The sequence below is a fragment of the Olsenella uli genome (assembly GCF_901212675.1).
Taxonomy (GTDB): domain Bacteria; phylum Actinomycetota; class Coriobacteriia; order Coriobacteriales; family Atopobiaceae; genus Parolsenella; species Parolsenella uli_B.
In genome coordinates this window covers 32,102-56,582 of record NZ_CAAKOQ010000059.1, presented here as the reverse complement: position 1 = coordinate 56,582, position 24,481 = coordinate 32,102, and the positions used below count along the sequence as shown (strand labels likewise).

The following is a 24,481-nucleotide window of genomic DNA, read 5'->3' as shown; positions in this document are numbered from 1 at the left end:
CCTAGTCGCGCCACTCCGGCGGGCAGAGCTCGTCGGCGCCAAGCGGGCGGCCGGAGTAGTTGAGGCCGGCCACCTGGGCGCGCACCTCGTTGCCGCCGCCACGCGTGAAGGCCTCGGCCAGCGAGGGCCAGCCCTTGAGGGCCTGGTCGAAGCGGTCGGCAAAGGAGTCGTGCGACACCGCGCCGGTGAAGGGGTCCTCCCACTCGTGGTGCTCGAGGTTGGCCGCCGCGCAGGCATCGGACGAGGTGACGCGGTGTGCCAGCGCCTGCAGCTGCGAGTGCGGACGTGCGAGGCGCTCGAAGACGCCGATGACCGTGGAGCCCGTCGAGCCGGCCGGCTCGATGAGGCGATACGTCAGCTCCATGCTGGCCGCCGCGGTCGCGTACTCGGTGGCCGGCAGCTCGATGCCAAACGCGGCCCAGGCCACGAGACTCGTGAGCGCGCCGGCAACGCGGTCGATGCGCTCGGTGCGGGCAAGCTCGCTCGCAGGTGGGCAGTCGTGCACCGTGGCTCGGCGCAGGCGCCAGAGCATCCAGGAGTCGAGGTCGCTCTCGATCACGGCGTGGACCTCGCTGCTCGCGTCGGAGAGCTCGGGGTTCGCGTCAATGAGCGCGTACTCCTGCGCGTAGACGAAGGGGTGCGCCGTGCGGTCGAGCTGGTAGTGCGACAGAATGCCCAGCGCAAACGCGCGTCCGATGCCGGCGTCGTGCGCGGGCAGGTGCCTCACGCCCTCACGCAGGGCCAGGAAGGCGCCGGTCATGCGCTCCTCGTGCATGCGGTTCGCAAGCTGCTGCGACGCGCGCACGCGGTCGGGCCAGCCGGCGACGCGGAAGAAGAAGGGGTCGGGCCCCTGGTTGCCAAGGAGGAAGGCGAGGAGCTGCTCTTCGTCGCTGATGACACCGTCGGGCAGCAGCGTGGCGGAGCGCTCGCCAAAGAGGTGATGCGTGATGAGTGCGGGCATGGTCGTCCTTTCGCAAGACGTGGTTCTCTCCATTATTACCACTCGCGGAGGGGCCAAGGCCGCTCAAGCGCGTAAAAGGGAGGCGCGCAGGGCCGGCAAGTCATGCCCCCAGCGCCGGAGGGGACGCGCACGGCTCCAGGGTCCCACCGCTTACCGCGGGCTTACAAGCGCGGGGCGCCTTTGCCGCTACCATTGGTGCATTGGTTAGACGGAATGCGTTGGCGCGCCATATTCGGGCGCCGATTGGGGAAGAGGCACGCATGGGGAAGTTCAGCTACACGAAGCTCGAGCGCAACTGGGTCATGTACGACGTGGGCAACTCGGCGCTCGTCCTCCTGCAGACCTCCGTGGTGCCCATCTACTTCAACGCACTCAACACGGGCGCCTCGGCGGCCGAGCTCGTGACGGCGTGGGCCAACGCCCAGACGGTGGCGTCGCTCGCGGTGGCACTGCTCATGCCGATCCTGGGGTCGCTCGCCGACTACGCGGGCAACAAGGTCAAGTTCTTCATCGGCTTCTTCCTCACGGGCCTCGTGCTCTGCTTCGCCCAGGCCATCCCGATGGGCGCGCTCGCGTTCCTCGTCATCTACGTGCTGTGCACCATCGGACTCAATTCGTCGATGACCTTCTACGACGCCATGCTCACCGACGTCACCACCGACGAGCGCATGGACGCGGTCTCGAGCTCGGGCTATGCCTGGGGCTACGTGGGCTCCACCGTGCCGTTCATCGTGTGCCTCGCCCTCATCTTCGGCGGACCGGCGCTGGGCCTCGACACCATGTTCTGCACGCGCATGAGCTTCGCCATCACGGGCGTCTGGTGGCTCGCCTTCACGCTGCCCCTGCTCAAGACCTACAAGCAGCGCTTTGGCAAGGAGCGCGAGCCGGGCGAGACGGTGGGCTCCATCGTGGCCGACACCTTCCGCGGGCTGGGCGCCACCATGGGCCGCATCGCCCACGAGCGCGTGCTCTGCATCTACATGTTCGCGTTCTTCTTCTACATCGACGGCGTCCACACGGTCATCTCGATGGCCACGAGCTATGGCTCGGCCCTTGGCATCGACTCCACGCAGCTCGTGCTGGCGCTCCTCGTGACCCAGTTCGTGGCGTTCCCGTCGGCCATCGTCTACGGGCGGCTGGCCGGCAGGTTCGGCACGCTGCGCATGATCATCACTGCGGTGGTGGCCTACGTGGGCATTGTGCTGTTCGCGGCCTTCTTCCTCAAGAACGCCGTCGAGTTCTGGATCCTCGCTATCCTGGTCGGGCTCTTCCAGGGCGGCATCCAGGCGCTCTCGCGCAGTTATTTCGGCAAGCTCGTCCCCAAGGAGAACGCCAACGAGTACTACGGCTTCTTCGACATCTTCGGCCGCTACGCGAGCGTCATGGGCACCTTCCTCGTGAGCGTCATCACCGCGCTCACCGGAAACGCGAGCCTGGGCGTGCTGTCCATCGGCATCCTGCTGGTGGTGGGCCTCGTGATGCTGCTGGGCCTGCCGGACGCGCGCGGGGAGCGGGCGTAGGGGCTGGCTTGCCTCGCCTGCAGCCCCTCGGATTCCCCCATTGTCGCGGGGTGAAGCCTTGCTAAAATAGATAGGTTGTGCATCCGAGCACCTCTGGGGAGGGTGGCGGATTTGAGCTTCATCGAAATCGTCGTGCTGGGGGTTGCCCTCTCGGCAGACTCATTTGCCGTGACCATCTCGAACACCTTCATCTACGCGAGCGAGTCCAGGGCAAGACTGGCGCTCATGCCCATCATGTTCGGTCTGTTCCAGGGCATCATGCCCCTCACGGGCTACTTCGTGGGCGGTCTGGCGGCCGACGTCATCGAGGCCTACTCGGGCATCGTGACCCTCGTCATCCTGGGCTTCATCGGCGGCAACATGGTGCGCGAGGGCGTGCTTGCCCTCATGGGCCGCGCCGGCCGCGAGCCTGGCGCAGGCCCCGTGGCCAAGCGCCTCACGCTCGTGTCGCTGTTCGTCCAGGCCGTCGCCACCGCCATCGACGCCTTTGCCGTGGGCGTGAGCCTTCGCGCCCAGGCCGCGAGCATCTTCGAGGCAGCGGGCGTCATCGCGCTCACCACGGCGCTCTGCTGCGCGATCGCCCTCGTGATCGGCCGCAAGGTGGGCGAGGCGCTGGGCGACAAGGCCCAGATCGTCGGCGGAGCGGTGCTGCTCGCCATCGGCATCAAGGCGTTCCTGTCGTAGGGGAGCTCCGGGCTTGGCGCGGCGGTGCGTCTCTTGTCCGTCTCGGCGGCGTGCGTCTCGTCTGAGCCCCGATTTGCGTGTTGGCCGCAGTGCGTCTGTCGCCTGTCTCGTCCTTTCCGTTCAGGCTCGCCTCGGCCGTTCGCGTATCTCTCGTAATCCCAGCTCGAACCAGCGCATATGCCGCCCGAGCCGTCGTAGCGGCCGCTCGCGGGTTTTTTGCTTTCTCGGAGGGGTCCTGCCCAAGGTGGGGTAGACTATCCTCTGTGACCGGGAGGTCGCATATGTTCCGCGCTGCAAGGCGCAATGTGTTGCCCCCGGAGGGGCAAACGAAAGAAAGGCACGTCATGGCTCAGGGTACTGTTAAGTGGTTCAATCCGGACAAGGGCTACGGCTTCATCTCTCGTGAGGATGGCGACGACCTGTTCGTCCACTACTCCGAGATTCAGATGGATGGCTTCAAGACCCTGGACGAGGGCCAGGCCGTCGAGTTTGACATCACCACCGGCCAGAACGGCAAGCTCCAGGCTTCCAACGTCCGTAAGCTCGTCTAAGTTCGACTTACATACGCTTGGACGGGAGGGGTGCCCACGGGTGCCCCTCCTTTTTTTGCGCGGCCTCCTGCAGGAGGGGCGTGCGCAGCTGGCAGGTCGCGTTGGACCCCGTCCTGATTGTGGGCCCATTCCGCGTTGGCCCCCTCAGAGTCAGTACGGTTGCCATTTTGGTAGAGTCTTCTGACGCTGAGGGGGCCAACGCGGAATGTCGTGGGGCCGACGCGGGCCAACGCCGCCGGAATTGGCATGGGGCCGACGCGGGCCGCCGCTGGGCTTGGCAGGCGGGTGCCCCTTGCGTTCGGAGGGGCTGACCGCGGAGGCCCGGCTGTGGGCAGCCCGGCGGGGTGTCCGCGCGGGCTGGCATCCTCGCGTGCAAGGGGGCCGGTCGCGAGCGGCCCGGGTACGTCATGATTCGGGGGTTGGATGGTTTCCGAGGCAACGCGCCACGTGATGCAGGCGAACAAGTCAAAGGACACCAAGCCCGAGCTCAAGGTGCGCGCCGCCCTCCGCGAGGCGGGCCTGCCCGGCTATCGGCTCCACTGGAAGGCGGCCGTCGGCAAGCCCGACATCTGCTACCCCGGCCGAAAGATCGCCATCTTCGTGAACGGGTGCTTCTGGCATCGCTGCCCCTACTGCGCCCTGCCGGACCCCAAGAGCAACGTCGAGTTCTGGAACGCGAAGTTCGCCCGCAACCGCGCGCGAGACGAGCGCGACCAGTCGCAGCTCGTGGCCGAGGGCTGGACGGTGCTCGTGGTGTGGGAGTGCCGGCTCAAGAAGGGCCGCTTCGAGCAGACCATGCACGAGCTCGTGCGCGAGATCAGGCGGGCGTCGGGCGAGCGGGAGCGTGCGGCTGCTCGCGGGAAGAAGGCGCCTCAGGGCCTGGGTACGCCCCAGCCGCAATCCCAGCCCGCGCCCTCCCCGCGTCCCGACCTCGCCTGGCCCGGCCGCGGCCCCTGCGTCATAGAGATTGGGTCGCTTCCGGCGTGGCGCCACCACGAGGTCGCGAAACGGCTCCGCTTGCGTCATAGTATGCAATCACAGGTTTGTTCTTCCAAAAGGAGCGCGCGTGCGGCCCTGGGCCCCGTGGCCCCGGGCTCGCATGCCCGTCGACGGCGCGGCTAGTCCGGCTTGGGGAGGTGCGGCATGGCAGTCTACGTCACGTCTGATGCCCACGGTCACGTTCGGGCGCTCGACGCGGCGCTCAACGCGGCGTCCATCGGTGTCGACGACGAGCTCTTCGTCCTGGGCGACATGGTCGACCGAGGCCCTGACCCGGTGGGCGTGCTGTCGCTCGTCCGGGCGCTTCCCAACGCGCGCGTGCTGCGCGGCAATCACGAGGAGCTCATGCTCATGGCGATTGCCCGCTCGGGTGCTCCCAGGGACGGCTCCTTCGACGTGTCGCACCTCGACGTGGACGGGTTCGTTGACTGGTCGGGCTGGATGCAGAACGGCGGCGGCGTCACGGCCACCCAGCTCGAGGACCTGGCTCCCCAGGACTTCGCGAGCCTTGCGGCGTGGGTGGCCGACCTGCCCCTCTACGCCGTGACGGTTGCCGGCGGCCGCACGTACGCCCTTGTCCACGCGGGCATAAACCCCGAGGTCACGGCTGCGTGGCGTGCCGACAACCCGGATGCGGACGTGTCAGACCCCGAGGTTCTCGAGCAGCTGCTCGAGGCACAGGACCCCGAGGACCTGCTTTGGGTGCGTGAGGGGTTCTGGGGCGCGCCCACCGGCCTCGTGGACGCCGGGGGCAAGGGCCCCATCGTCATCGCGGGCCACACGCCCTCGCCCTACCTCGAGCAATGGATTGACGCGCCGGACGTCGAGGGCATCGTGTGCGACGACGGCCTCGGCAAGGTGGTCCCGATGGGCGCCTGCGCGGCGACCGGCGGTGTGCCCGACCGATTCGACATCGACTGCGCGGCGGCGGGTGGCGCGGGCATGGGTCGGGTGGGCGTCATGCGCCTTGACGACCACAAGATCTGGTATGCGGAGATTGAGGAAGGCGAGTAGGTGGCGGAGCAGGGAGAGGAGGCCCAGAGGCCCTGGGGCCGCGTGGCGCCTGCCGCGGTGAGGCCCGCCGGGCGTCCCGCCTCGGACGGCGCCTCGGAGCCGCCCCTGGTTGCCGAGCTGCCGGCGCTTGTCACCAGCGTCCCCGCCGAGGGGCTGCTCCACGGGGCGGTGCGCGTGGAGGACCTCTCCCACGGCTGGGTGCGGCCCTGGCGCGTCCTGTCTGCCCAGCAGCGCTCGCTCACGAGCTGCATGGCCTGGTACCCGGGCATATTTCGCCAGATGGCCGCCTGCACGTCCGGCATCACGCTCGAGTTCGAGACTGACAGCTCGCACGTGGCCGTGGAGGTTCGCCTCGACGCCGAGCCCCGCGCCACGCGCAACGTCCTCGCGGGCGTGGACGGCGCGGGCGAGCCGCTCGCGCACGACGGCCTGTCCGTGGACGTGGACGGCCGGCACCGCAAGCCCGCGATGCCCACCTCCGCGGAGGGCATCCTGCCCGAGGCGCGCGGCGACGTTCTGCTCGTCGACCTCACGCGCTCCGGCCGCTCGCGTGCCGGTGGCCTGCAGCCGCTGCCGGGCATGGGCCCCGCGCGTCACGTGCGCGTGTGGCTGCCGTGCCTCAGGGGCTGTGAGCTGGGGCGCGTTTGCGGCGACGGTACCTTCATCCGCCCGATTGCCTCGCGAGACACGATGCTCGTCCTCGGTGATTCGCTCTCGCAGGGCTTCTGCGCCGACGACCCGGCCAAGGCCTGGCCCTCCGTCGTGGCGCCGCGGCTGGGCCTCGACCTCGTGAACCAGAGCATCGGCGCGCAGGTCTTCCAGCCCACGGCGCTCACGGGCGCGGAGGCCATGGGGCTTTCGCCCAAGCTCGTGGTGGTGGCACTGGGCGCAAACTACCGCTACGGCCGTTGCGGCGAGCGCGTGGTGGGGCGAGAGATCGCCGACTTCCTCATGCGGGTCGACGAGCTGTGGGGCGACTCTCCGCTTGTGGTGCTGGTGCCGGCCACGGAGGGCAGGGAGGCCGTCTCGGGCAGCTGCTACGAGCAGGTGCCCGGGCTTATCGCAGCCGCTGCGAGCCGGGTGCGTCGCCGTCGCGTGAGCGAGGGGAGCCCGGTCCTCCTCGTCTCGCAGATGCCGGTGCTTCCCGCCTCGTGCCTCGCGGACGAGGACGGCCACCCCACGGCAAAGGGCAACGCCCGCATCGTCGACTTCGTCATGGACGAGCTCGAGAAGCTCGACTGCCGCTGTCTGGCCGAGCTGGGCGAGTTCGGCCGCTGTGGGGCATGCCGGCACAAGGTCACCGCCAACCGGCATGGCTCGCGCAAGGCGGGGGAGCAAGGCGGCCACGCGGGCGAGTCCCACGCGGACGACGAGGCCCCCTTCGCCCCCGGGTCTCTCATGGAGCTCCCGTTCGAGTAGGGCGCTCTCGCCTTGGTGCCGGGCCGCGCCCTCGCTCGCGCTGGCATCTTCTCCCTCCCAAGATCAGGGGCACTCGTCCGATTCCATCTCGCGCTTATGCCTGAACCGCATAAAATCATATCGTTACGGATATTTGGCCTTTTGTGGAGAGGGCGTAAGGTAACGTCGACTAGAAGGACCTCGGTTGCCCTAGCTGCTATCTTTGTGCGGATTTGTCAAACTGCCGTCCTGGCGGGCACGACGCCCGCATCTCGGCCGTCCGCATAGTGGCGCGTCTTGGAGATGGCGCGCGCGGGCGCTCCGTACGTCAGGAGGAAGCCATGACCACGTCCCAGCCTGTCCTGGACTCTCGCTCGCTCGAGGACGAGTACGCACAGACCGTTCGCGACATGGGCGGTGACCTTGCGGGCCGCAAGCTTGGCGACGAGTACCTTGCCGGCACGCACGCCCTCTACCACGGCGAGCCCACGCCTTGGGCCCTCACGCCCAAGATCTTCGACAAGCCCACGGTCGAGCTGCTCCGCGACTCCGCGGAGACCATGTACGGCATCATGGACAAGCTCACGCGCGCCTTCCGTTCCAACGTCGAGATCCAGCGCAAGTTTGGCCTCGACCCGGCGTTTGCGCGCCTCTGCTGCCTGGACACGGGCTACGAGTGCCAGATTCCGCTCGCGCGAGTCGACATCTTCCTCAACGAGGAGACCGGTGACTTCCAGTTCTGCGAGCTCAACACCGACGGAAGCGCCGGCATGGTCACCACCGACGAGGTAACGCGCGCAATCCGCCGCACGCCGTCGTTCGTGGAGTTCGAGCGCCGCCACCCCGGCCTCAAGACCTTCGACATCTGCGGCGCCTGGGCCGACGCCCTCATCGAGACGTACAAGGGCTGGGTGGGCCCGGGCTTTCCCGACACCAACCCCGGCGCCGACTACACCTATGGCGACGAGACCATGAGCCTCGCCATCGTCGACTTCGAGGAGAGCATCGACCGCGAGGACGTCGAGCACTTCATCGCGCTGTTCCGCGACCGCGGCGTGCACGTGCGCTTTGCCGATGTGCGCGACCTGCGCATCGAGACGGTCCGCCCGGGTCGCCTGCGCCTCGTCGACAACGACGGTCCCATCGCCTGCGTGTGGCGCCGCGCCGTCACCGGCGAGCTCTGGGAGAAGCAGTGCGAGGGGCGCGACGCCCTCATCCGCGCCGCCGAGCAGAACATCGCCTGCGTCATCGGCGGGTTCCGCCCCCGGCCGGGCGCCACGAAGACCGTCTTCGCGGTCCTGTGGAGCGACGAGATGGCCGAGCTGCTCACGGCCGACGAGCTGGAGTTCGTGCACAAGCACGTGCCGTACACCAAGCTGCTGGGCCCGGACAGCGACCTGGCGCGCTTTGCCGACAAGAACAGCTGGATCGTGAAGCCGGCCGGCGGCTACAACTCGGTGGGCGTGCTGGCGGGCCTTGACGCCACGCAGGACGAGTGGCTGGCCGCGCTGGGCGAGACGGCCAAGCACTGCGGCATCGTGCAGAGCTATGCGCCGCAGTACCGCACGCCCTGCCTGCGCGGCACCCTCATCGAGGGCGAGCACCGCGGCGCTCCCACGGACGCCGATGCCGACGGCTTTGCCGACGCCACCAACATGGAGGGCCTCTTCCTGTTCAACGGCAAGTTCGCGGGCGTCTACACGCGCTGCGGCTTTGCCAACACCATTGGCGAGTGGACGAGCCGCCTCAACATGGGCTGCTTCTACGAGGGGTAAGCGCGCGATTTGTGCTAGCGGCCCGGTCGTGTGGCTAGTTTTCGAGCTGGTTGCGCGGGCTCTTGCCGGGTGTCTCGCTGCATGGGCACGCTCTTGCTCGTCGGTCGTCTTGTACATGGGCGCCAGGTAGCAATTGTGCGGCCTGGTGCCCTTTCTTGTGCGATTCGATGTTGGGCGCGGGCCTTTCGGGGCCGATCGTCGCTCCTCGAGGGGCTCCGGGGCGACTCGTGGGAGCTCCGGGAGCGACTCGTGCGCGATTTTTGCAGTTTGGCCCCATCACCTCGAATAGCCCGGATTTGAGTATTCGACTGACCTGCGGTTTTGTGGCCCATGGGCGGCCCGGTGGAGGCGTCTACTCTGGCGATGACTCCAAAACTGCAATATTCGCGCACGACTCCGAGCCGGCAGACTCGGCGGTCGTGTGGTGCCGTTGTTCGCGTGCCGGTTCGGCGTGCTCCCCCACGGCTTCGTCATGCCCCCACACGGTTCGGCATGCCCTTCGCGGTTTGACGCGTTCCCTTCACAAAAGTATGACACGGGTTTCTGAGCCTACCCCCCCAGGGGGGAGGGTGTATACTGTCCTCCGGACACTGACGATGAGCAGATGAGCAAGGGGGATGGCTCATGGCACATGAGAAGTTTGATGTGGGCGGCATGACGTGCGCGTCGTGCCAGGCCCACGTGGAGAAGGCGGTGAGCGGGGTCGCGGGCGTCTCGGACGTTGCCGTCAACCTGCTGTCCGGCTCCATGGTGGTCGACTTTGACGACTCCGCCACCTCGGCGGACGAGATCAGCCGCGCGGTCGACCGGGCCGGCTACTCGGCCTCGCCGGTCGACGCGGGGGGCGCCCCGGCCGGCTCGCCGGCGGCAGCCGGTGCGGCCAGGCTCGACAACCCGACCAAGAAGCTCGAGGCCACGGCCGACGCCATGCACACGCGCCTCGTGGTCTCGATCGTATTCCTCGTGCCGCTCTTCTACATCGGCATGGGGCACATGTTCGGCTGGCCGCTGCCGAGCTTCCTCTCCGACCACATGCATTCGATGACGCTCGCCCTCACCGAGCTGCTGCTGCTCCTACCGATCCTCTACGAGAACATGTCGTACTTCACCAACGGCTTCAAGAGCCTGTGGCACCGCGCGCCCACCATGGACGCGCTCATCGCCATCGGCGCCACGGCGAGCGTGGCCTGGTCGCTCTACGCCATGTTCGTGATGGCCGACCAGTACGCCATGGGCGACGCCATGATGGCCAACATGACGGCGATGAACAACCTCTACCTCGAGAGCGCGGGCACCATCCTCACGCTCGTGACCGTGGGCAAGTACCTCGAGACGCGCAGCAAGGCCAAGACCGGCGGCGCCCTCGAGAAGCTCATCGACCTGGCGCCCAAGACGGCCCACGTGGTCGCCGCCGACGGCTCGGAGATGGACGTGTCGGCCGAGCAGCTGCAGCCCGGTGACGTCATCCGCGTGCGTCCCGGCGAGTCGCTGCCGGTCGACGGCATCGTGCTCGAGGGCGCGAGCTCGGTCGACGAGAGCGCCCTCACCGGCGAGTCCATCCCGGTGGAGAAGCAGGCCGGCGACACGGTGAACGCCGCCACCATCAACCGCACAGGCACCTTCACCTTCCGCGCCACGCGCGTGGGTGCCGACACGAGCCTCGCCAAGATCGTGCAGCTCGTCGAGGACGCCAACGCCACCAAGGCGCCCATCGCCCGCCTGGCCGACAAGGTCGCCGGCGTGTTCGTGCCGGTGGTCATCTGCATCGCCATCGTGGTCTTCGCCGTGTGGCTCGTGCTGACCGCCAACGTGAACGAGGCCATCACGAGCGCCGTGGCCGTGCTGGTCATCAGCTGCCCGTGCGCGCTTGGCCTGGCCACGCCGGTGGCCATCATGGTGGGCACCGGGCGCGGCGCCGAGATGGGCGTGCTGTTCAAGAGCGCCGAGGCCCTCGAGAACCTGCGCGGCATCGACACCGTGGTGCTCGACAAGACGGGAACCATCACCAAGGGCAAGGCGGCCGTGACCGACGTGGTGCCCGCCGAGGGCACGAGCAAGAAGGCCCTGCTCAAGCTTGCCGCAACGCTCGAGGCAAACTCCGAGCACCCGCTTGCCGAGGCCATCATGGACCACACCCGGGAGCTGGGCATCGTGCCGCGCGAGGCGAGCGGCTTCGCGGCGGTGCCGGGCAAGGGCGTCACGGCGCAGGAGGGCGCCAATAAGGTGGCCGCCGGCAACGCCAGGCTCATGGCCGAGCTGGGCGTCGCCGTGGATGAGGCCGCGCTCGAGGCGTTTGCGCACGACGGCAAGACGCCGCTCATGTTTGCCAAGAACGGCGAGCTCGTGGGCACCATCGCGGTGGCCGACGAGGTGAAGCCCACGAGCAAGGCTGCCATTGAGGCGCTGCGCCGGTTGGGCGTGCGGGCCGTCATGCTCACGGGCGACAACCGCACCACGGCCGAGGCCATCGGGCGCGGCGTGGGCCTCTCAGGGGACGCCGTGATCGCCGACGTGCTGCCGGCCGACAAGGAGCGCCACGTGCGCGAGCTGCAGGACAAGGGCCACAAGGTCGCCATGGTGGGCGACGGCATCAACGACTCGCCGGCGCTTGCCCGCGCCGACGTGGGCCTGGCCATCGGCGCTGGTGCCGACATCGCCAAGGAGGGCGCCGACGTCATCCTCATGCACTCCGACCTGCTCGACGTGGGCCGCGCCATCGAGCTGTCGCGCGCGGTCATCCGCAACATCAAGCAGGACCTGTTCTGGGCGCTGTTCTACAACGCCATCGGCATCCCGCTGGCGGCTGGCGTGTTCTACCCGCTTCTGGGCTGGCAGCTCTCGCCGATGTTCGGCGCGGCGGCGATGAGCCTGTCGAGCGTGTGCGTGGTCACCAACTCGCTGCGCCTGCGCGGTTTCAGGCCGCGCGTGACCAAGTAGGGCCGCGTCTGGCCGGGCCGTCCTTGCCGCCGTGCGTGTTGCAGGCCGGCCCGGTCCTTCGCTCGTCTCTTGTGGGCCTCCCCGTGCCGCGCGTGCGGGGTACCATGCAGATATGTCTCTAGGAGAGGGGAACACCATGAAGTACACCATCAAGACCAAGGGCCTCATGTGCGGCCACTGCGAGGCCACCGTCGAGAGCGCACTGCTCAAGGTGGCTGGCGTGACCGACGCCGAAGCCGACCACGACACCAACACCGTCGAGGTGGAGTGCGGCGCCAACGTGACGCCCGAGCAGCTCTCGGCCGCCGTCGACGGCGCGGGCGACGCTTACGAGGCCCTCTCGGTCAGCGCGGAGTAACGGCCATGATGGCCGATCCGCAGACCGTCCTCAACCTACTCAAGACCGCGCGCGGCCAGCTGGACGCCGTGATCCGCATGGCCGAGGACGACCGCTACTGCATCGACATCTCCAACCAGCTCATGGCCATCGAGAGCCTGGTTGCCAAGACCAACGCCACCGTGCTCAAGGCGCATGTGGGCGGCTGCGTGAGGTCTGCCTGCGCGAGCGGCGACCAGGCCGAGCGCGACCAGAAGCTGAGGGAGGTCGAGAGCGTCATCGACAAGCTGTCGCGCTAGCGCGGGCAAGTCTGGGGCGGGTGGCCGCAATGCCGCCCGCCCCTTTTCCGCGACGTGTGTGATACCTACCCTGGCGACTGCCACGTGACAGTCGCCAGGACGGGCGTCTCAGGCCCCGCGGCACACAGAAGACGCTTCTGAAAAAGGAATGCCGGCCACACGGCACAGAAGACGTTTCTGAAAAAGGAATGCCGGCCACACGGCACAGAAGACGTTTCTGAAAAAGGTAATGCGCCCAATTCCTTTTTCAGGAGCGCCTTCTGTGGGCGAGGGGTGTTCGTTCTGCGAAATTTGCCCCAGGCAATGTCAGGTTGCCAGGCAGGCAGCGGCTAGACGGGCTCGGCCACGCGCAGGGGCCGGGTGCGGAGAGCCCAGATCAGAAGCGGCAGGGCGTAGAACGCGTAGCCCTCGAACTGCAGGTAGAGGTAGGCGACGAGGATGGTCCACCAGAGGTAGGTCCGTGCCTCGGCCCGCTGCCCGGTCGCGAGGCAGGCCGTCCGCGCATGTCGGGCGTCGCGCACCACGAGCGCCAGGAGCACCGCGAGCCCCACGAGGCCAAAGTCGGTGATGACGCTCGTGTAGGCGCTCATGGTGAAGGAGCTCTCCGGCGTGAACTTCGAGATCCAGCTCCACATGCTGGGCTTGCCAAGGCCGGACAGCGCCGACTTGGCCGTGTCGAGCCCCGTCTGGTAGGCGACGATGGAGTTGCCCGCACCAAAGCCGACGAGAAGCCGCAGCGGCTGCAGCACGCCGGCGATGATGGGCGTGAGGCCTTGGGCGATGCGCGCCGAGAGCGAGCCGTCGCCGACGAGCATGCCGCGCTCCATAATGGAGAGGATGCGCTGGTTGGCGAGGGCCACGACGACGGTGCCCGCCACGAGCGCCACCGAGCGACGGACGGCCCGGACGACCGATGCGCGCCGGCGCGGGTCGGTGTGCACGGCGATGTCGATGGCCAGCGCGATGAAGGTGTCGATGATGATGCGCACGCCCACGCCCATGAGCAGCGACCCCGCCGCAAAGACGCAGACGAGCACCGAGAGGTGGCGGCTCAGCTTGGGGTCATCCTGATGCGTGAGCCAGCGTAGCGGCAGGAGCACGCCAAAGAGGTGCATGCCGATGTAGGACGGCTCGGCAAAAAGGAACTGGGGGCGCCCGCCGCCCCAGGCCGACGCGTCGGAGAGGTACTCGCGCTGCATAAGGTTGGTGAGAAACGCCCGCATGGGCTTTATGTCGAGGTGGATGGACGCGAACTGTGCCACGCCCACGGCAAACGCCGTCCAGTAGGCGCAGACGAGCACGACGATGAGGGCGCGCACGAACCTCCTACCCTCGACGCGGCTCGCGATGTCGATGGCGGCGAGGCAGCCAAGCGCCCCCATCACGCCCAGGATCGAGAGCGCGGCGGGGACGGGGTAGAGCGCGACGGTGGCCCAGCCGATGGCCGAGAGGGCCACGAACAGGGCAGGCAGCAGGAAGTAGCCGCGATAGCGTCGCACGACACCCGGCAGCTCACGACAGTTGAGGACCACGTAGAGCATGAGCGGCCAGGGTGCGAGCGGCGTCCAGAAGGGCATGGCGAGGCCAAACTTGGTGCCGTCGACGGGCATGAGGACGGCGGCAAGCACGAGCAGGGCCCGCGACGCCCAGCGCAGGGCCGCTGGGCGCACGTCCTGCTCGCGCCGGGCCGGGTGGGAGGTGCCCACATGGCAGGGTGCGGCGGGGCGCGCGTCCTCCGGGCATGTCGGTGCGAGATGCCCGCGTGCCTGGGTCTCCCTCTCCGTGTCGCGCAGGTGGCGCGGGTGCGTCCTCGTCATGCCATGCCTCCCGTCCTCGGTGAGCCACCATCATGCCCCCGTTTGCCGACAAATGCATATCGCCCACCGATTCGTTCACACACCTGCTATCTCTCTGAACTGCGGAAAACCAGGGACTCCCTGCTGAGCTGTGGGTTTGTGTGGTTCCATTAAATCCGAAATCGGACTAAACTGATTCAGTCCGAAATCAGACCGATAGGAGCGACGTGCAGACGCAAGATTCGCCCCGGGGGCCATCCATCAACTCCGTGCCGCCCGACGGCTGGTCGGGCCAGGCCGCGGGTCCGGCAGGGAGCGACCGCCTCGGCCAGCCGCTTGCGGCGGGGCCGGAGGCCGCGCAGCCCGGCCGAGGCCAGGTCGCGGCCACGGCTGCCGCCTCGCCCGCCCCCAGCGTGGCCGACCTCGACATGCTCTACAAGGAGACCGACCGGCTCTACGTGGAGCTCTCGCGCGGCAGCGGACTCTCCGCGTGCGCCTACTGGGTCATGTACGCCATCGAGGTGGGTGGCGGCACCGTCACGCAGCGCCAGATCATCGACCGCATCTACTACCCCAAGCAGACCGTGAACTCGGCCGTGCGCTCGCTCGAGGGCAAGGGGCTCCTCGTGCTCGCCGCCGCCGACGCCGACCGCAGGAGCAAGCTCGTGACCCTCACCGAGGCGGGCCGCGCGTTTGCCCGCCGGCACCTCGACCCGGCCATGCGGGCCGAGGCGCGGGCGTTCGCGAGTCTCGGGCCCGAGAAGGCCGCCCGGCTCGTGAGCCTCGCCAGCGAGTACGCACGGGCCGTCCACGCCGAGGTAGAGGCCATGGGATGCGCCTCCCCGACGGACGGTGCGGTGTCTCAGGGGAAGGCGGGCGCATGAGCGGACGCATCAGGGGCCACGCCGGCCAGCTTCGCCTGCTTATGCGCTTCGTGGTGCCGTATCGCACCCTCATGCTCGCGACGCTTGCCGCGCTCGTGCTCGACATGGGCGGCATGCTGCTCGTGCCCACGCAGCTCTCGGCCATGATCAACTCGGCCGTGGGCATGGAGGGCGCGGGCGCCCTTGCCGACCACGCGTGGGCGATGCTCGCGGCGGCGCTCTGCGGTTCGGGCGGCGCCGTGGCGGCGAGCCTGCTCGCGGCGCGCCTCTCGGCCAACGTGGGCAGGGACATCCGCGTGGCCGTCTACGAGGCGTCGCTTGCCTACTCGGGCGCCGACTTCGAGCGCTTCGGCACGGGCGGCATGGTGACGCGCACCCTCTCCGACGCCAACGTCATCCAGCAGACGCTGCTCATGGGCATCCTCATGATCTTGCCGGTGCCGGTCATGAGCGTCATCGCCGTGGGCCTGGCCTTCTCCATCGACGAGGTCATGGGCTGGGTGCTGCTTGCCGTGACCCTGGCCGTGCTGGCCATCACGGTGGTGGCCGTGCGCCACTCGGCACCCGTCTTCACGCGGCTGCAGGGCTACGTGGACCGCATGAACGTGCGTCTGCGCGAGACGATTGGCGGCGTGCGCGTGATCCGGGCGTTCGGGCGCGAGCGCGAGGCCAAAGAACGGCTCGACGAGACCTTCGACGAGTACGCGCAGAACGCCATCCACGTGAACGTGCTCTTCTCGACGGCCGACTCGATGACGTTCTTCCTCATGAACGGCGTGGAGTCGCTCATCCTGTGGCTGGGTGCGAACCGCGTGGGCGCCTGGGCGATGCAGATCGGCTCGATCACGGCGCTCATCGAGTACGCGATGCTCATCATGTTCTTCATGATGATGGCGCAGTTCGCGCTGCTCTCGGTGCCCAGGGCGCTTGCCTGCCTGGGCCGCGCGGGAGAGGTGCTTGCGCTCGTGCCCGAGATCCAAGACCCACGGGTGCCGGGTGGGGAGACGCGCACGGCCCTTGCGGAGCCGGTGGGGAAGGCCCACGCGGGCGCGTCCGAGGCTGCCGCGTCCGACCCCTCGTCGCCCGCCGCCGAGGTGGCCCGCTTCGACCACGCGAGCCTGCGCTTCCACGACGCGGACGAGGACACCCTGCACGACGTGAACTTTGCCCTGCTCCGGGGCGAGGTCACCGCGATCATCGGCAACACGGGGTCGGGCAAGTCGACCATCGCCAAGATGCTTTTGCGCTTCCACGACGTCACGGGCGGCGCCGTGACGTTTGGCGGAGCGGACGTGCGCTCGCTTGCCCAGGCGGACCTGCGCTCGCGCATCGCCTACGTGCCGCAGCGCGCCTGGCTCTTCAGCGGCACGATTGCCGAGAACCTGCGCCATGGCGACGCTGACGCCACCGACGAGGCGCTCTGGCACGCGCTCGACGTGGCGCAGGCGGGCTTCGTGCGCGAGCTTCCCGACGGCCTCGCCTCGCGCGTGGCGCAGGGTGGCACCAACTTCTCGGGCGGCCAACGCCAACGCCTCGCCATCGCCCGGGCCCTCGTGCGCCAGGCCGACCTCTACCTCTTCGACGACTCGTTCTCGGCGCTCGACTTCAAGACCGACGCGGCGCTGCGCCACGCCCTCAGGCCCGAGCTCGCGAACGCCGCGATGCTCGTGATCGCCCAGCGCGTGAGCACCATCCGCGATGCCGACCAAATCGTCGTGCTCAATGACGGGCGCGTGGTGGGGCTGGGCACGCACGACGAGCTCATGGTGGCATGCCCCACGTATCGCCTGATCGCGGAGTCCCAGGAGAGGAGGGGAGACTCGCATGAGTGAGCGCGACACGACCGGACGTGACGAGACGCGCGATGAGAAGCGTGCCGAGACGGACGCGCCCGAGGAGCTCGAGGCGCCCGCCGACGCCCGCGCCACGGCGCGACGGCTCTGGGAGGCGGCGGCCGGCATGCGCTGGCGCCTCGTCGTGGCCACGGTGGGGGCGCTCGGCTACGTCGCGGCGTCGCTCGCGGCGCCGGCCTACAGCGCCTACCTCGTCGACCTCTTGTGGACCAACATCCAGGCGGCACGCGCGTCGGGCGAGCCGTTCGTGGTGGCGCTCTCGAGCGGCGGCACGCAGATCCTCACCTTCCTGGGCATCTGGACCGTGGCCTGGGTCTTCTACACCGTGCAGGTCATGGTGATGGCCAGCTTCGCCGAGCGGCTCAACCTCTCCCTGCGCACGCGCATCGCCGAGAAGCTCGCACGCCTGCCGCTTGCGCACTTCGACGCGCACCAGCCCGGCGAGACCATCAGCCGCGCCACCAACGACCTCGACAAGCTCTCCGAGGTGCTGCAGCGCGGGCTGCTCCAGCTCATCATCGCCGCGACCACGCTCGCGGGCGCCATCGTGATGATGGCCACCTTCAACCTGCGGCTCACGGCGGTCTTCGCCGTGTGCGTCGCGGCCAGCGTGGGCGTCACGAAGGTCGTCTCGGCGCGCACGCTCAAGGTGGCGGCCGCCCGGCAGGAGGCCATGGGCGTGCTCACCGGGCGCGTGGAGGAGGCCTACAGCGGACGGGCCGTCATCAAGGCCTTTGGCCGCGAGCGCGAGAGCGCCGCCGAGATGCGTGCCTCTGCCGACGAGCTGGCCCGCACGAGCGCCTCGGCCGACTTCCTCGCCAACGCCACGGCGCCGGCCGTACGCCTCCTCGTGCGCCTCTCACTCGTGACCATCTCCGTGATGGCGGGCGGGATGCTCCTGGCCGGGCAGCTCACCGTTGGCGTCTTCCAGGCGTTCTTCCAGTACGTGAACGTGGGCAGCGAGCCGCTCTGCCAGTTGTCGATGACGGTGAACATGCTGCAGGGCGCCCTCGCCGCCGCCGAGCGCGTGTTTGCCCTGCTCGACGACGACGAGGTCGAGCCGGACCCCGCGCGCCCGCTTGCCGTGCGGGAGCCGGTGCGGGGACGGGTGGCCTTCGAGCACGTGCGCTTTGGCTATGCGCCGGGGCGCCCGCTCATGCGCGACGTGTCGCTCGTGGCCGAGCCGGGCCAGAAGGTTGCCATCGTGGGCGCCACGGGGGCGGGCAAGACCACCCTCATCAACCTGCTCATGCGCTTCTACGAGGTGGACGGCGGGCGCATCGCGCTCGACGGCGTGGACACGCGCCGGATGCGCGCGGCAGACCTGCGCCGCCAGTTTGGCATGGTGCTGCAGGACGCGTGGCTCTTCGAGGGCACGATTGCCGACAACATCGCCTACGGGCGCCCGGGTGCCACGCGCGACGAGGTGGTGGCGGCCGCGCGCGCCGCGCACGTGGACTTCTTCGTGCGCACGCTGCCCGACGGCTACGATACGGTGCTCGAGAACGACGCCGAGAGTGTGAGCCAGGGCCAGCGGCAGCTGCTCACCATCGCGAGAGCGATGCTCACCGACCCGGCCATCCTCATCCTGGACGAGGCGACCTCGAGCGTGGACACGCGCACCGAGCAGGCCATCGTGCACGCGATGGAGACGCTCATGGCCGGGCGCACGAGCTTCGTGATCGCGCATCGCCTGTCGACCATCGTCGACGCCGACCTCATCCTCGTGATGGACCACGGCACCATCATCGAGCAGGGTACCCACGACGAGCTCGTGGCCGCCGGCGGCGCCTATGCCGACCTCTACCGCAGCCAGTTCGCGTAGTGCGCAGTGCGCGCCGCGCGGGCCCCGGTCGCCCGGGCGGCGTGCCGGCGGCTGCCGGCCGGGGGCCATGCGGCTCGCCGGCGCCAGCCCCGCACGCGTCCTGCGAATTCGGCACCGCCCCGCACGTGCCCTGTCAATCCTCTGTAATGGGCGCGTGCGGACTTCGCGGCGGCCCCTCGACAGTCCCTGTCGCCTGTGCCACCATGGCCCGATGCACGAGACGGGGCCGGCCCCCGCGCCGCCGAGGGGGCTGGCGCGCGCCGGCCCGCCAGGGGGCGAGTTCCATGGACAACCTGATATTCAGCCTGAACGCCATGATGCCGCTGTTCTTCCTCATGGTGGTGGGCATGCTCTTGCGCCGCACGGGCGTGGTGGGCACGGACACCGCGAACGGCATGAACAAGTTCGTCTTCACCACCGGCATCCCGGTGCTGTTGTTCAACGACCTCGCCACCGCCGACCTCTCCGACATGTGGGACCCGGGCTTCATCGGCTTCTGCTTCGTGGCCACGCTCGCGGGCATCGCGCTCTCCTACGTGGTGTCTTTGCCCTATCGCAAGACGGGCTACCAGGGCGAGTTCGTGCAGGCGGCCTACCGCTCGAGCGCCTCGCTGCTCGCCATCGGCGTCATGCAGAACATCTACGGCACGTCGGGGCTCGCCTCGCTCATGGTCATCGGCGCCGTGCCGCTCTACAACGTGATGGCCGTGGTCATCCTCGTGGCCATGCGGCCAGGCCAGGCCACGGGCTCCTCGGCCTCGCTGGGCAGGACGGTGCGCGGCGTGCTCACCAACCCCATCATCATCGGCATCGTGGCCGGGCTTCTGTGGGCGCTCCTGCGCATCCCCATGCCCACCATGGTGGGCAAGACGGTAGGCTCGATCGCCGACGCCGCCACGCCGGTGGGCTTCATCGCGATGGGCGTGCTGTTCGACGCCAGGAAGGCCTTTGCCGTGCGCGGTCCCGCGGTCCTTGCCACGGCGATGAAGCTCGTCGTGCTCGCGGCTCTCGCGCTGCCGCTGGCCGTGGCGCTGGGATACCGTGACCAGGCGCTCGTGGCGGTGCTCGTGATGATGGGCTCGGCCACGACGCTCTCGGCCTTCGTGATGGCGCGCAACATGGGCCACGACGGCACGCTGACCTCGAGCGTCGTGATGCTGTCGACGCTGCTCTCGGCATTCACGCTCACCGGCTGGCTCTGGCTGCTCAAGACGCTGGCGCTCATCTAGGGCAGCGCGGTGTTCGCCCGGCTCAACTCCCTGCTAGACGGGTATCCTCTGTGGCGCATGGAAACGTCGATGGCAGCGGCCCCGCGAGGCGCCGCCGCCGGCAGGGAGGACGCATGGCCTGCACCACCATCCTGGTAGGCAAGCGGGCGAGCTACAACGGCTCGACCATCATCGCGCGCAACGAGGACTCGCCCAACAACGAGTACAACCCCAAGAAGCTCGTGGTCATTCACCCCGACGAGCAGCCGCGCCACTACAGGAGCGTCATCAGCCACGTCGAGCTGGAGCTCCCGGACAACCCCCAGCGCTACACCTCCATGCCCAACGCCGTCGCCGGCCAGGGCATCTGGGGCGAGGCCGGCGTCAACGAGAGCCAGGTGGCGATGAGCGCCACCGAGACGCTCACCACCAACGAGCGCGTGCTCGGTGCAGACCCGTTCGTCGAGCTCGTGCCGGCCAAGGGCACGCCGGGCGAGGAGGGCTACGTGCCCGAGGTCGCCGGCGGCATCGGCGAGGAGGACTTCCTCACCATTGTGCTGCCCTACGTGCGCACCGCGCGCGAGGGCGTGCTGCGCTTGGGCAGGCTCCTCGAGGAGCACGGTACCTACGAAATGAACGGCACCGCCTTCTCCGACGCCGACGAGGTCTGGTGGATGGAGACGGTGGGCGGCCACCACTGGATCGCCCGCCGCGTGCCCGACGACGTCTACGTCACCATGCCCAACCAGCTGGGCATCGACGAGTTCGACCTCGACGACGCCCTGGGCGAGGGCAGGGACTTTCTCTGCAGCGCCGACCTGCGCGAGTGGATGGCGGCCAACCGCCTCGACCTCACGCTGGGCGCCGAGGGCCTGGGTGCCGACGGCGTGCACGCGCGCTTCAACCCGCGCGAGGCGTTTGGCTCGCACTCCGACCGCGACCACGTCTACAACACCTGCCGCGCGTGGTACATGCAGCGCTGCCTCAACCCGTCGCAGGACTGGGACGGCGAGTACGCCGCCTGGACGCCCGAGAGCGACGACTTGCCCTGGGCCCAGGTGCCCGAGCGCAAGGTGACGCTCGAGGACGTGAAGGACGTGCTGTCGAGCCACTACGAGGGCACGCCCTTCGACCCCTACGGCGAGATCGGCACGCCCGAGCAGCGCAGGCGCTACCGTCCCATCGGCATCAACCGCCAGAGCCAGCTCTCGGTCATCGAGATTCGCCCGGACGCGCCCAAGGCGTGCCAGGCCGTGCAGTGGATGGCCTTCGGCTCCAATCCGTTCAACACGCTCGTGCCCATGTATCCCGAGGTGGATGCCACGCCCGAGTACGTGAGCAACACGTGCGGGCGCGTTACCACGGAGAGTTTCTACTGGGCCAACCGCGTGATCGCCGCCATCGCCGACCCGCACTACGGTGACAACGAGAACGACGTGAGCAACTACCGCGAGCGCACGATGGCCCTTGGCCACCAGGTGGTGCGCGAGACGGACGCGGTGGTTGCCGCGGCCGACGCCGGCGAGGTCGAGGGCCTGCTCGAGGCCGCCAACGAGCGCATGGCGGCGAGCCTCAAGGAGGAGACCGACAAGCTTTTGGGCAAGGTGCTCTTCACGTCGAGCAACCTCATGCGCAACCGGTTCTCGCTCTCCGACCATTAGGGGCTCTCGGGCCGTGCGAACCTCCTGGCTGACCTGCCCGGGCACCGCCCCACCGCTTCGCTTCGTCGCGTCCTCGGCGCACAATGCGCGCCTGCGGAATGCTCCTCGGCGAACGGTGGGGCGGTGCCCTGCGCTTACGGTGCTGAAGGCCCGCGCGTACCGCACGGAGCGGGGCTTCTGTCGGTTTTGAGAGGGTGTTGGGGACTGTTGGGGGATTGCCTATTCGCCTACCTGGGAGATGGTGCCGCCGCCTAGGAGGGTGGGGGATTGGTAGACCACCACTGCCTGGCCGGGGGTGATGGCTCGCTGGGGGGCGTCGAAGGCGATGCGGACGGTGCCGTCGGAGAGGGGCGTCACGTGGCAGGGCTGGTCTGGCTGGTGGTAGCGCACCTTGGCCGTGGCGGCGAAGGTGCCCGGCGCGGGCGGCTCGCTGGCGATCCAGCTCCAGTCGCGGGCGACGAGCTCGCGGTGCATGAGCCGCTCGTTGTCGCCCAGGGTCACCGTGTTGGCGCGCACGTCGACGTCGCAGACGTAGAGCGGCCGGGTGCTCGCCACGCCCAGACCCTTGCGCTGGCCCAGCGTGTAGTGAAGCGCCCCGTGGTGGCGTCCCAGCACGTTGCCCTCCGAGTCGAGGATGTCGCCGTCGGGGGTCTCGTGCCCGGTGCGCTCCTCGATGAAGCGCTGGTGGTCGCCGCCGGGCACGAAGCAGATGCCCTCCGAGTCGCGCTTGTGGGCGACGGCGAGCCCCGCCTCCTCGGCGATGCGGCGCACCTGCGTGGCCTTGACGAGGCCACCGAGCGGAAAGAGCACGTGCGCGAGGCGGGCCTGCGTGAGGCCGTAGAGGAAGTAGCTCTGGTCCTTGGTGGCGTCTATGCCCTTGAGCAGACGATACGTGGGGTCGCTTGAGCCCGGGGCCGCGTCGTCGTCCCTTTCCGCGTCGGTCTTCTCGACCCGGGCGTAGTGTCCGGTGGCGAGCCAGTCGCACCCCAGCTCGAGCGCGCGGTCGAGCAGCGCCCCGAACTTGAGCCTGCGGTTGCACCACACACAGGGGTTGGGGGTCTCGCCGGCCTCGTAGGCGGCCACGAACGGGTCGATCACGTCGCGCGAGAACTTCCCCGTGTAGTCGAACACATAGTGGCGGATGCCCAGCCGCCAGCACGCCTCGCGCGCGTCGGCCACGTCGTCGACGCTGCAGCAGGTGCGCTCGCCGGGCCGGTCGTCCTCGTTGGGGGCCAGGCGCATGGTGGCGCCCACGCACTCGTAGCCCTCCCGCTGGAGGAGCCACGCGGCGACGCTCGAGTCCACACCGCCGCTCATGGCCACGAGCACGCGCCCGCGGCTCACCGGTCGCTCCCGGCGCCGGAGGGCGCGCTTGCCCTGGGGCGCGCCGCCACACTCGCGAGCGCCTCGATGGCGCGGTCCACGTCGCCCTCGTCGTTCTCGCGCGCGTCGAGCGAAAGGCGCAGGAAGGTCCGGGCCTCGCCCTCGTCTACGCCCATCGCGGCGAGCACGTGGCTCTCCTCTAAGGATCCCGCGGCGCAGGCCGAGCCCGCGCTCACGCAGACACCCAGGCCGTCGAGCAGCACGAGGGCGCTCTCGTGGTCCACGCCGGCGAGCGTGATACCCACCACACCGGGCAGGCGCCGCCCGTCCTCCGCGGGTCCCAGCACGCGGGCGCCGCCGATTCGGTCGAGGCCGGCTGCGAGGCGCTCCCGCAGCTCGCGGAGGTGCCCGGCGTCCCGCTCGAGCGAGGCGCAGGCCTCCTCGAGCGCCGCCGCCATGCCGGCCGCCGACGCCACGTCCGTCGTGCCCGCGCGATGCCCCCGCTCCTGCGCGCCGCCAACCACGAGCGCGGTGGGCACGATGCGGTGCGAGCACACGAGCGCGCCCGTGCCGCGCGGCCCGTGGAACTTGTGGGCCGAGAGCGAGAGCAGGTCGAAGCCATCGCGCGTGAAGTCGATGGGGAGGTGTCCCGCCGCCTGCACGGCGTCGGTGTGGAAGAGCACGCCGCGCTTGCGAACGGCCCGGCAGATGTCGCGGACGGGCTGCACCGCGCCCACCTCGTTGTTGGCGTACATGACGGAGACGAGGCACGTGTCCTCGCGAAGGGCCGCCTTCACGGCCGAGACGCTCACGACGCCGTCGGCGTCGGGGCGCACGAGGGTGACGTCGAAGTTGCCGCCAAAGGGGCCGTCCGGCGAGGCGAGGCGCTCGAGCATCCTGAGGACGCTCGGGTGCTCGACGGCCGAGGTGACGATGTGGCGCCTGCCTGCCTTGGCGCCATAGGCGGCACCCGTGAGCAGGGCCTGGTTGTTTGCCTCGGAGCCGCCGGAGGTGAGCTCGACCTCGCGTGGCTGGGCGTGGAGGCACGTCGCGATGCGCGCGCGGGTGTCCTCAAGCGCGCGGAGTGCCGCGTCTCCCGCGGCGTGCTGGCTCATGGGGTTGGCAAACGCCGGACCCTCGTAGATGCGGCGCATCGCCGCCAGCGCGGCGGGGGAGGTGCGCGTGGTCGCGGCATTGTCGAGGTAGACGAGCTTGTCCGGTTCCATCTGTCCCATCTCCCTGCGTGCGCGGCGGCGTGCGGCCCTTCCCGCGAGCCCGTGTGTCCCTGGCGTTGTGGCCGCCTGCGCCCCTTGATGCGCGGCGACTTGCGCCCCTGGCGTAGCAGCCTGTGTCCCTGGCGTCGCGGCGACCCCTTCGATCCCCAGTCTAGCGCATGCCCATAATCGCCCAAAAAAGATGCTTGCACACTCCGGTGTGTTTTCCTATACTTCTTTCT

General features: G+C 69.1%; 19 protein-coding genes. 15 read left to right on the top strand and 4 right to left on the bottom strand.

Annotated elements, in window-relative coordinates:
• Position 1 precedes the first annotated feature (1 nt).
• Positions 2 to 961: a zinc dependent phospholipase C family protein gene (locus EFAMC1_RS10135; protein WP_154054148.1), complete on the bottom strand. Its 960-nt coding sequence runs from the start codon at positions 959 to 961 to the stop codon at positions 2 to 4.
• Between the two features lie 260 nt (positions 962 to 1,221).
• On the opposite strand from EFAMC1_RS10135, the gene EFAMC1_RS10130 reads away from it, so the two are divergent.
• The 10 genes from EFAMC1_RS10130 to EFAMC1_RS10085 all read left to right on the top strand — a co-directional run bounded on the left by EFAMC1_RS10130 (position 1,222) and on the right by EFAMC1_RS10085 (position 12,475).
• Positions 1,222 to 2,481, top strand: coding sequence for an MFS transporter (locus EFAMC1_RS10130; RefSeq protein WP_154054147.1), 1,260 nt, complete (start codon positions 1,222 to 1,224; stop codon positions 2,479 to 2,481).
• 111 nt (positions 2,482 to 2,592) lie between these two features.
• Positions 2,593 to 3,165 carry a manganese efflux pump MntP family protein gene (locus tag EFAMC1_RS10125; RefSeq protein ID WP_154054146.1) on the top strand — a complete coding sequence of 191 codons (573 nt, stop codon included), beginning with the start codon at positions 2,593 to 2,595 and terminating at the stop codon, positions 3,163 to 3,165.
• A gap of 344 nt (positions 3,166 to 3,509) precedes the next feature.
• The gene (locus EFAMC1_RS10120; protein WP_154054145.1) at positions 3,510 to 3,716 is read left to right on the top strand and encodes a cold-shock protein; all 207 of its coding nucleotides are present in this window, start codon (positions 3,510 to 3,512) and stop codon (positions 3,714 to 3,716) included.
• 423 nt (positions 3,717 to 4,139) lie between these two features.
• Positions 4,140 to 4,838 (top strand): very short patch repair endonuclease, encoded by a 699-nt coding sequence (locus EFAMC1_RS10115; RefSeq protein ID WP_154054144.1) that lies wholly within the window; start codon positions 4,140 to 4,142, stop codon positions 4,836 to 4,838.
• 21 nt (positions 4,839 to 4,859) lie between these two features.
• A complete protein-coding gene (locus EFAMC1_RS10110) occupies positions 4,860 to 5,729 on the top strand; it encodes a metallophosphoesterase (RefSeq protein ID WP_154054143.1) in 870 nt (289 codons plus the stop codon).
• The gene (locus EFAMC1_RS10105) at positions 5,730 to 7,148 is read left to right on the top strand and encodes an SGNH/GDSL hydrolase family protein (protein ID WP_154054142.1); all 1,419 of its coding nucleotides are present in this window, start codon (positions 5,730 to 5,732) and stop codon (positions 7,146 to 7,148) included.
• Between the two features lie 320 nt (positions 7,149 to 7,468).
• Positions 7,469 to 8,902, top strand: a complete 1,434-nt coding sequence (locus tag EFAMC1_RS10100; RefSeq protein WP_154054141.1) for a hypothetical protein — start codon at positions 7,469 to 7,471, stop codon at positions 8,900 to 8,902.
• Between the two features lie 624 nt (positions 8,903 to 9,526).
• Positions 9,527 to 11,839: a heavy metal translocating P-type ATPase gene (locus EFAMC1_RS10095; protein ID WP_154054140.1), complete on the top strand. Its 2,313-nt coding sequence runs from the start codon at positions 9,527 to 9,529 to the stop codon at positions 11,837 to 11,839.
• A 136-nt stretch (positions 11,840 to 11,975) separates the two neighbouring features.
• Entirely contained in the window at positions 11,976 to 12,197 is a 222-nt protein-coding gene (locus tag EFAMC1_RS10090; RefSeq protein WP_154054139.1) for a heavy-metal-associated domain-containing protein, read from the top strand.
• Between the two features lie 5 nt (positions 12,198 to 12,202).
• Positions 12,203 to 12,475, top strand: coding sequence for a metal-sensing transcriptional repressor (locus tag EFAMC1_RS10085; RefSeq protein WP_154054138.1), 273 nt, complete (start codon positions 12,203 to 12,205; stop codon positions 12,473 to 12,475).
• Between the two features lie 329 nt (positions 12,476 to 12,804).
• Here EFAMC1_RS10085 and EFAMC1_RS10080 read toward each other — a convergent pair whose 3' ends face one another.
• Positions 12,805 to 14,292: a hypothetical protein gene (locus EFAMC1_RS10080; RefSeq protein WP_154054137.1), complete on the bottom strand. Its 1,488-nt coding sequence runs from the start codon at positions 14,290 to 14,292 to the stop codon at positions 12,805 to 12,807.
• Positions 14,293 to 14,498: 206 nt separating this feature from the next.
• On the opposite strand from EFAMC1_RS10080, the gene EFAMC1_RS10075 reads away from it, so the two are divergent.
• The 5 genes from EFAMC1_RS10075 (at position 14,499) to EFAMC1_RS10055 (ending at position 21,702) form a co-directional block, all read left to right on the top strand.
• Entirely contained in the window at positions 14,499 to 15,155 is a 657-nt protein-coding gene (locus EFAMC1_RS10075) for a MarR family winged helix-turn-helix transcriptional regulator (RefSeq protein WP_154054136.1), read from the top strand.
• The gene (locus tag EFAMC1_RS10070) at positions 15,152 to 16,987 is read left to right on the top strand and encodes an ABC transporter ATP-binding protein (protein ID WP_261981873.1); all 1,836 of its coding nucleotides are present in this window, start codon (positions 15,152 to 15,154) and stop codon (positions 16,985 to 16,987) included. The genes EFAMC1_RS10075 and EFAMC1_RS10070 overlap by 4 nt, the downstream gene beginning before the upstream one ends.
• On the top strand, positions 16,980 to 18,833 hold the full coding sequence (locus EFAMC1_RS10065; RefSeq protein ID WP_154054135.1) for an ABC transporter ATP-binding protein: 1,854 nt from the start codon (positions 16,980 to 16,982) through the stop codon (positions 18,831 to 18,833). The genes EFAMC1_RS10070 and EFAMC1_RS10065 overlap by 8 nt, the downstream gene beginning before the upstream one ends.
• 284 nt (positions 18,834 to 19,117) lie before the next feature.
• Entirely contained in the window at positions 19,118 to 20,062 is a 945-nt protein-coding gene (locus EFAMC1_RS10060; RefSeq protein WP_154054134.1) for an AEC family transporter, read from the top strand.
• A 113-nt stretch (positions 20,063 to 20,175) separates the two neighbouring features.
• On the top strand, positions 20,176 to 21,702 hold the full coding sequence (locus EFAMC1_RS10055; protein ID WP_154054133.1) for a C69 family dipeptidase: 1,527 nt from the start codon (positions 20,176 to 20,178) through the stop codon (positions 21,700 to 21,702).
• 219 nt (positions 21,703 to 21,921) lie between these two features.
• Here the strand turns inward: EFAMC1_RS10055 and mnmA are convergent, their stop codons facing one another.
• The gene (gene mnmA / locus EFAMC1_RS10050; RefSeq protein ID WP_261981872.1) at positions 21,922 to 23,046 is read right to left on the bottom strand and encodes a tRNA 2-thiouridine(34) synthase MnmA; all 1,125 of its coding nucleotides are present in this window, start codon (positions 23,044 to 23,046) and stop codon (positions 21,922 to 21,924) included.
• Complete coding sequence (locus EFAMC1_RS10045; RefSeq protein WP_154054132.1) at positions 23,043 to 24,251, bottom strand: cysteine desulfurase family protein; 1,209 nt, start codon at positions 24,249 to 24,251, stop codon at positions 23,043 to 23,045. Before EFAMC1_RS10045 ends, mnmA begins: the two co-directional genes overlap by 4 nt.
• Positions 24,252 to 24,481: the final 230 nt, after the last annotated feature.